The sequence below is a fragment of the Streptomyces bobili genome, assembly GCF_002154575.1.
Lineage (GTDB): Bacteria > Actinomycetota > Actinomycetes > Streptomycetales > Streptomycetaceae > Streptomyces > Streptomyces bobili.
The window spans coordinates 1-7,009 of sequence record NZ_MUBA01000110.1; the positions used below are offsets into that span (position 1 = coordinate 1).

Genomic DNA, 7,009 nt, shown 5'->3' on the forward strand with positions numbered 1-7,009 from the left:
TGACCGCCTCCTGGGCGAGCCCGCCCACCCCCAGCACCTGGTGCCGCAGGCCAAGATGGGGCGCCCCGTCCCGCCCAGCCACTACGGCCAGTTCGTCGGCAACTTCTCCGGCGTCCCCCTCGCCCGCCGCGTGCTCGGCGTGCCGTGGATGAACCGCGACGGCATCCGCGAGTGCATCCCGCCCGCCTACGCCCAGCACATCGGCCGCGCCGCCCTCACTCAGCTCGCCCCCGCCCTGGGGGTAGCCGCATGACCGCCGCCCCGGCCCTGCTGGACACTGCTCTGGCACTCGCCGCGCACTCCGTGCCCGTGCTGCCGCTGCGCGCGGGGAAGGTGCCGTTCGGGAACTGCCCCGCCTGCACCGGCAACGCGTGCGGCGGTAGGCCGAACATGAAGACTCCCGGCCCCTGCGCCTGCCCGGTGCCCTGCCACGGCTGGGCCGCCGCCACCACCCACCCCCGCGTCATCGGCTCGCCCGCGTGGCGGCGGGCGTGGCGCGAGGCGGCGGCGGTGGCCTACCACCCCGGCGGCGCCGGCCTCACCGTCGTCGACCTCGACAGTGCGCAAGCCATCCGGTGGGCCCGTCAAACCCTGCCCGCCACCCGCATCGTGCCCACCACTCGTGGTGAGCACTGGCTCTACCAGGGCGCCATGCAGTCCGCCAACGCGGTCCGGCCCGGTGTGGACGTCAAGTCGGCCATGCAGTACGCCCGCTGGCTCGGTCCCGGCACCGGCACCGTCACGGCCCTTCCGGATGTCGTGCGCGCGCTGACCGTGAAGAAGCCCGCCGCGGGGCGAACGACGGCCGTCACGGTGCCCGCGCTGGCCGGGGGCGGGGCGTGCCCGCACCGCACGCCGGCCTACCTGGAGCGTGGCATCGCCATGGCGGAGCAGCGCATCACCGCAGCCCGCGAGGCGGTGCACGCCACCGTCTACCGGACGTTCCTGGCTGTGCTGTCCACGCACGGCCGGTGCGGCTGCCTCACCGACGCCCATGTGGCGCGGCTGTTCACCGCCGCGCAGGCCAAGGGTGAGTCCGCCCGGCACTGCGCCGATGCGTGGACCAACGCCCGTACCCAGTTGGGACTGTGACCATGGCCGACGACGAGAAGAACCCCGCCCGCGAGGTCATCACCGAGTACGCGCAGGCGCACTTCCGGTACTTCCGCACCGCCGACGGGACCGTGTACGCGCAGAAGAACGGCCACCCCGTCGCCCGCCCGATCCGCTCCCAGGGCACGACCGGCAGCCACCGCCAGGAACTCATGGTCGGCCTATTCAGGGACGGGATCGGCGTGTTCAACGGGACCGCACTCAAGGAGGCGTTGGACTTGATCGAGGCGCTCGCGCTGTCGGAGGACGTGCAGCCCGTGAACATCCGTGTGGCCCCCGGATTCGACGGGGCGACGTGGCTGGACCTGGGCCGCGATGACGGTCAGTCCGTCCGTATCCACCCCACCGGCTGGGACATCCTCACCCCCGACCCGCGCGAAGTCTGCTGGCGGCGCACCCAGCTCACCGGGGAACTGCCCCTGCCCGTCAAGGACACCGACGGCAAGGGCATCGACCTGCTGATGCGGCTGTGCAACTTCGCCAACGCCGAGACCGAATGCCTGGCCATCGCGTGGCTGATCGGCTGCCTGGGACCGTCCGTGCCCGTTCCCGCACCGTTCCTCACCGGCCCGCAGGGCGCGGGCAAGTCCACCGGTGGGCGGATGCTCGTGCGGATCATCGAGGGCATGAGCGGTGACCTGCGCCGGGCACCGAAGGACGAGGAGAACCTGATCGCGGCGGTGGCGGCCGGATGGGTCACTGCCCTGGACAACCTCTCCCACATGACCCCGGACCTGTCCGACGCCATGTGCTGCATCGTCACCGGCGCCGAAAGCGTCAAGCGCGCCCTGTTCACCGACGGGGACGTCTTCCGCGTCGGCTACCGCCGGCCCCTGCTCCTGACCGGCATCGACGTCGGCGTCATCCGTCCCGACCTCGCCGAACGGCTCCTGCCGCTGCGCCTGGAACGCCCCAGCATCCGGCGCACCGAGGCAGAACTGTGGCTGGACTACGCGGAAGTTCTCCCCGTCGTTCTCGGCTCCCTCCTCGACCTCACGGTCAAGGTCCGCGCCGCCGAGGCAGAGACGCCCACCGACCTGCGCATGGCCGACTTCGCCCACCTCTGCGCGCAGCTCGACGCGGCCACCGGCCTCGGAGCGCTCGCCGCCTACCGGGCCAGCCTGGACGACCTCAACGACGACGTGATCGAGGGCGACCTCCTCGCCCAGACCGTCCTCAGGCATGCCGAGACCATCGAGCCCGGTGCGGCGCAGCGGATGACCTCCACCGAGTGGCTGCACTGCCTCAGCCACCTCTACGCGGGCGAGGACTGCCGTCCCCTGCCCAAGGGGTGGCCTACCACCGGAAAAGTCCTCTCCGACCGGCTCAAGCGCCTCCAGCCCACCCTTGCCGCCCGTGGTGTCCTCATCGACACCGGCCGCACGAGCGAGGGCCGCTACCTCGAAATGACCCGCCGGGCCGCCCCCGCCCCGCACGAGCAGCAGCGGATGCACTGACCCGCGCTCGCTCACCCGGACAAGCAAGAGGAGCACCAGCGGCACGGCGTGCTCCTCTTGCTGTTCGGCGAAGCCGCCCCAAGGTCGTGCCGCGCAGCGGCTCCTTCTTCACGCTGTGAGGCGCCACCGGACCACAACAGACGCCCCCTCCTTTGTCCTAAGAAGGAAGCGCTGCGTCATCTGCGTCATGCACGCCGGAAAACGGCCCCCCACCTGCGGCTACAGGCATGACGCAGACGGACAACTCTGCGTCATCCTGCGTCATCTGCGTCATGAGCAGCGTCACCGATGACGCAGCCCATGACGCTGCCATGACGCAGCCCCGAACGGCTACGTCACGCAAAGGCGCAGGTCAGACGCCTGGATGACGCGGATGACGCAATGACGCAGAAATCCGCACCTCGGACAGGCCCGCCCCCGAAACAGGCTCCTCGCCCGCGCACGGAGGACATGCCATGAGCACCGCACGTGAACAACCGGACCCGCGCGCCACGCTCCGCGGCGGGTTGCCGGACCGCTACCTCACGGCCGACGACATCGCCGTGATCTTCAAAGTGCCCAAAGAGACGGTCTACCAGTGGCGCCGGAAGCGCATGGGACCGCCCGGATTCCGCATCGGCAAGTACATCCGCTACGACCCCGCCGACGTGCTCGCTCACGTCGCCGAACGCAAGAGCACCGACCAAGACGCTGCCTGACCCAACACCCACCGCAGACAGCAGGGAGAGCCGCTACCCGGCGGCTCTCCCTGCTGCGTGTTGAGAGGACCGCCGCCTCATGGCAGGCCACATTCAAGACCGCTGGTTCAAGACCGAGACGAACCCCGACGGCAAGACCGTGAGGGTCAAGAGCGACCGCCACGGCAGCGGCCTGCGCTACCGGGCCCGCTACATCGGCCCCGACGGAACCGAGAAGTCGAAAAGCTTCTCCGACGGCAAGAAGCGACTTGCCGAGAAGTGGCTGAGCGCCATCGAGACGGACATGACGCGCGGGCAGTACGTCGACCCGTCGGCAGGCAAGGTGACGTTCCAAGCCTTCGCCACGGCGTGGCTGGCATCTCAGACAACGGACCCTTCAACCATCGTGAACATGGAGCTGCGGTTCCGGCTGCACGCCTTTCCGTACATTGGTTCGCGCTCCATGACCGCATTCCAGCCCACCCACATCCGCACGTGGGCACGGGCACTCATGGACTCCGGGATGGCCGCGTCATATCAGCGGACCGTGTTCGCAAACGTCTCTGCTGTGTTCGGCGCGGCCGTGGACGACGGGATCATCTCCCGCAATCCCTGCCGTGCGGGTTCCGTGCGAGCACCCAAGCTTGATCCTCGGAAGGTCAAGCCATGGACGCGTGATCGAGTGGTGGCTGTACGCGCCGGACTCCCGGAGCAGTACGCAACAACGGTGGATCTCGGCGCGGGGTGCGGTTTGCGGCAAGGCGAGATCTTCGGGCTGGCCGTCGATGAAGTCGATTTCGACGGGGGAGTGCTGCACATCGCACGGCAGGTCAAGTTGGTCGGTCCGCAGATGGTGTTCGCCCCGCCCAAGGGCGGCAAGCTGCGAGACGTGCCGTTGCCCGACGTGGTGTCGGATGCGCTTGCCGCGCACATCACCCGCCGGCCCCCTATCGACGTCACTTTGCCGTGGAAGACCCCGGACGGTCCGCCGGTCACAGCGAGTTTGCTGTTCTACTCGCGGGAGCGTAAGGCACTGAACAGGAACTACTTCAACATGTACCTGTGGAAGCCCGCCCTGATTGCTGGCGGTGTCATTCCTGAGCGGGTGCCGGGGGAGCGGTTCAAACCGTCGCGTGAGCACGGCATGCACGCCTTGCGGCACTACTACGCGTCGGTCCTGCTGGACTCGGGAGAGAACATCAAGGCCCTGGCCGAGTACCTCGGTCACTCCGATCCAGGATTCACGCTGCGGACGTACACACACTTGATGCCGAACAGCAGGGACCGGGCGCGCCGGGCCATCGACTCAGTGTTCGGCAAGGGGGTGTCGCCCGGACCCTGAGCGCAAAAGGCCGCCGGCCGTGCCCTTCCCGGAGTGGGAAGAGCACGGCCGACGGCCCACAGACGGCCCAGGAGAGCTAACAGGTGCTCTGACCTGGGGCGATATCACACGTCGAAGTACAGCTCGAACTCGTGCGGGTGCGGACGCAGCTGGAGCGGCGCGATCTCGTTGGTGCGCTTGTAGTCGATCCACGTCTCGATCAGGTCGGACGTGAAGACGTCACCGGCGAGCAGGAACTCGTGGTCGGACTCGAGACGGTCCAGGACGGCCGGCAGCGAGGTCGGCACCTGCGCGACACCCGCGTGCTCCTCGGGAGCCAGCTCGTAGAGGTCCTTGTCGATCGGCTCGGCCGGCTCGATCTTGTTCTTGATGCCGTCCAGGCCTGCCATGAGCAGGGCGGAGAACGCCAGGTACGGGTTGCCGGAGGAGTCGGGCGCGCGGAACTCGACGCGCTTGGCCTTCGGGTTGGAGCCCGTGATCGGGATACGCATCGCGGCGGAGCGGTTGCGCTGCGAGTAGACCAGGTTGACCGGGGCCTCGAATCCGGGGACCAGGCGGTGGTACGAGTTCACCGTCGGGTTGGTGAAGGCCAGCAGCGACGGGGCGTGCTTGAGGATGCCGCCGATGTAGTAGCGGGCCATGTCCGACAGGCCCGCGTAACCGGCCTCGTCGTAGAACAGCGGGGAGCCGCCGGTCCACAGCGACTGGTGGACGTGCATGCCCGAGCCGTTGTCACCGAAGATCGGCTTCGGCATGAAGGTCGCGGTCTTGCCGTTGCGCCAGGCGACGTTCTTCACGATGTACTTGAACAGCTGAAGGTCGTCGGCCGCGGCGAGCAGCGTGTTGAACTTGTAGTTGATCTCGGCCTGGCCGGCGGTGCCCACCTCGTGGTGCTGGCGCTCGACCTGGAGGCCCGACGCGGCCAGCTCCAGGGAGATCTCCGCACGCAGGTCGGCGAAGTGGTCGACCGGCGGGGTCGGGAAGTAGCCGCCCTTGTAACGGACCTTGTAGCCGCGGTTGTCCTCCAGCGCACCGGTGTTCCAGGCGCCCGCCTCGGAGTCGATGTGGTAGAAGGACTCGTTCTCCGACGTCTTGAAGCGCACGGAGTCGAAGACGTAGAACTCGGCCTCGGGACCGAAGTAGGCCGTGTCGGCGATACCGGTCGACGCCAGGTACGCCTCGGCCTTCTTCGCCACGTTGCGCGGGTCACGGGAGTACTGCTCGCCCGTGATCGGGTCGTGGATGAAGAAGTTGATGTTGAGCGTCTTGTCGCGGCGGAAGGGGTCCACGCGCGCCGTCGACAGGTCGGCGCGCAGCGCCATGTCGGACTCGTGGATGGCCTGGAAACCGCGGATCGACGAGCCGTCGAACGCCAGCTCCTCGTCCGGGTCGAACGCCTCGACGGGCAGCGTGAAGTGCTGCATGACGCCCGGCAGGTCGCAGAAGCGGACGTCGACGAACTTGACGTCCTTGTCCGCGATGAACTTCTTGGCCTCGTCGGCGTTCTGGAACATCCAGCTCCTCCTACTCCCGACCGTCGAGCCGGGGTGGTAGTTCGTTCGTGCGGCCAGTGCGGTGGCACACGCTGTCGTCGACCCTAGGGACGGGTGGTTTCTCGGGCGTGACCCGTTTGTTTCGCAGAAGTTAACCGACCCTGTTCCACCGTAACGCCCGCGCACCCCGGCGTCCCGCGCGCAAAAGGGTGCGCAGTACCGTGGACGGGTGGACAACAGGCAAGCAATCGGATCGTGGCTGTCCGGGCCCCGCGCGGCCATGGAGGACGCCGGTGCCGACTTCGGATACCGGGGCGAGCAGCTGGGCCTGCCGGAGGAGGGGCCGGGCTCGATCGCCCGCCCCGGCCGCCGGCTGGGGGCCCTGGGCGTGGACTGGGGACTGTGCGTCTTGATCGCATACAGCTTGATCACGCACGGCTACGGTCCCGCGACCAGTAACTGGGCCCTGCTGATCTTCTTCGTGATGAGCCTGCTCACGGTCGGCACGCTCGGATTCTCCCCCGGCAAGCGCCTCTTCCGCCTGCGCGTCGTGGCCCTCGACAGCGGCACCGTGAACCCCCTGCGCGCGGCTGCCCGCACGGTCCTGCTCTGCCTCGCCGTCCCCGCCCTGATCTGGGACCGCGACGGCCGCGGCCTCCACGACCGCGTCGCCCGCACGGTCGAGGTCCGCACCTGAGGGCGAGCAAGGCGTGAGACGCCCGCCGGGTGGGACGCCTGACGCGCGGGACGCCCGACGCACGTGACGCCCGACGCACGTGACGCCTGACGCGCGGGACGCCCCGACGCACGTGACGCCTGACGTGTGAGACGCACGACGCACGTGACGCCCGATCCACGTGCCCCCCGACGCACGACGGAGGGGGCGCCCGGACCTCGGTCCGGGCGCCCCCTCCGTCGTGACGCTTC

6 protein-coding genes and 1 pseudogene are annotated in these 7,009 nt (G+C 69.0%); 6 read left to right on the plus strand and 1 reads right to left on the minus strand.

The genetic code is table 11. The features are described from left to right. The 5 genes and pseudogenes from BZL64_RS10175 to BZL64_RS10195 all read left to right on the plus strand — a co-directional run. Nucleotides 1-253 (plus strand): annotated as a pseudogene (locus tag BZL64_RS10175) (SAM-dependent methyltransferase); the annotation flags it as partial. Continuing rightward, nucleotides 250-1,092, plus strand: a complete 843-nt coding sequence (locus BZL64_RS10180) for a bifunctional DNA primase/polymerase (protein WP_086768265.1) — start codon at nucleotides 250-252, stop codon at nucleotides 1,090-1,092. The pseudogene BZL64_RS10175 and the gene BZL64_RS10180, both read left to right, overlap by 4 nt. Before the next feature lie 2 nt (nucleotides 1,093-1,094). After that, nucleotides 1,095-2,570 carry an ATP-binding protein gene (locus BZL64_RS10185; RefSeq protein ID WP_086768267.1) on the plus strand — a complete coding sequence of 492 codons (1,476 nt, stop codon included), beginning with the start codon at nucleotides 1,095-1,097 and terminating at the stop codon, nucleotides 2,568-2,570. 455 nt (nucleotides 2,571-3,025) lie between these two features. Next, nucleotides 3,026-3,268: a helix-turn-helix domain-containing protein gene (locus BZL64_RS10190; protein WP_086768268.1), complete on the plus strand. Its 243-nt coding sequence runs from the start codon at nucleotides 3,026-3,028 to the stop codon at nucleotides 3,266-3,268. A gap of 79 nt (nucleotides 3,269-3,347) precedes the next feature. After that, nucleotides 3,348-4,589, plus strand: a complete 1,242-nt coding sequence (locus tag BZL64_RS10195; protein ID WP_086768270.1) for a tyrosine-type recombinase/integrase — start codon at nucleotides 3,348-3,350, stop codon at nucleotides 4,587-4,589. Nucleotides 4,590-4,693: 104 nt separating this feature from the next. Here the strand turns inward: BZL64_RS10195 and glnA are convergent, their stop codons facing one another. Beyond that, nucleotides 4,694-6,103, minus strand: a complete 1,410-nt coding sequence (glnA, locus tag BZL64_RS10200; protein ID WP_086768272.1) for a type I glutamate--ammonia ligase — start codon at nucleotides 6,101-6,103, stop codon at nucleotides 4,694-4,696. Nucleotides 6,104-6,311: 208 nt separating this feature from the next. Between glnA and BZL64_RS10205 the strand changes: the two genes are divergently transcribed. Beyond that, entirely contained in the window at nucleotides 6,312-6,779 is a 468-nt protein-coding gene (locus tag BZL64_RS10205) for an RDD family protein (RefSeq protein ID WP_086768274.1), read from the plus strand. Nucleotides 6,780-7,009 lie beyond the last annotated feature (230 nt).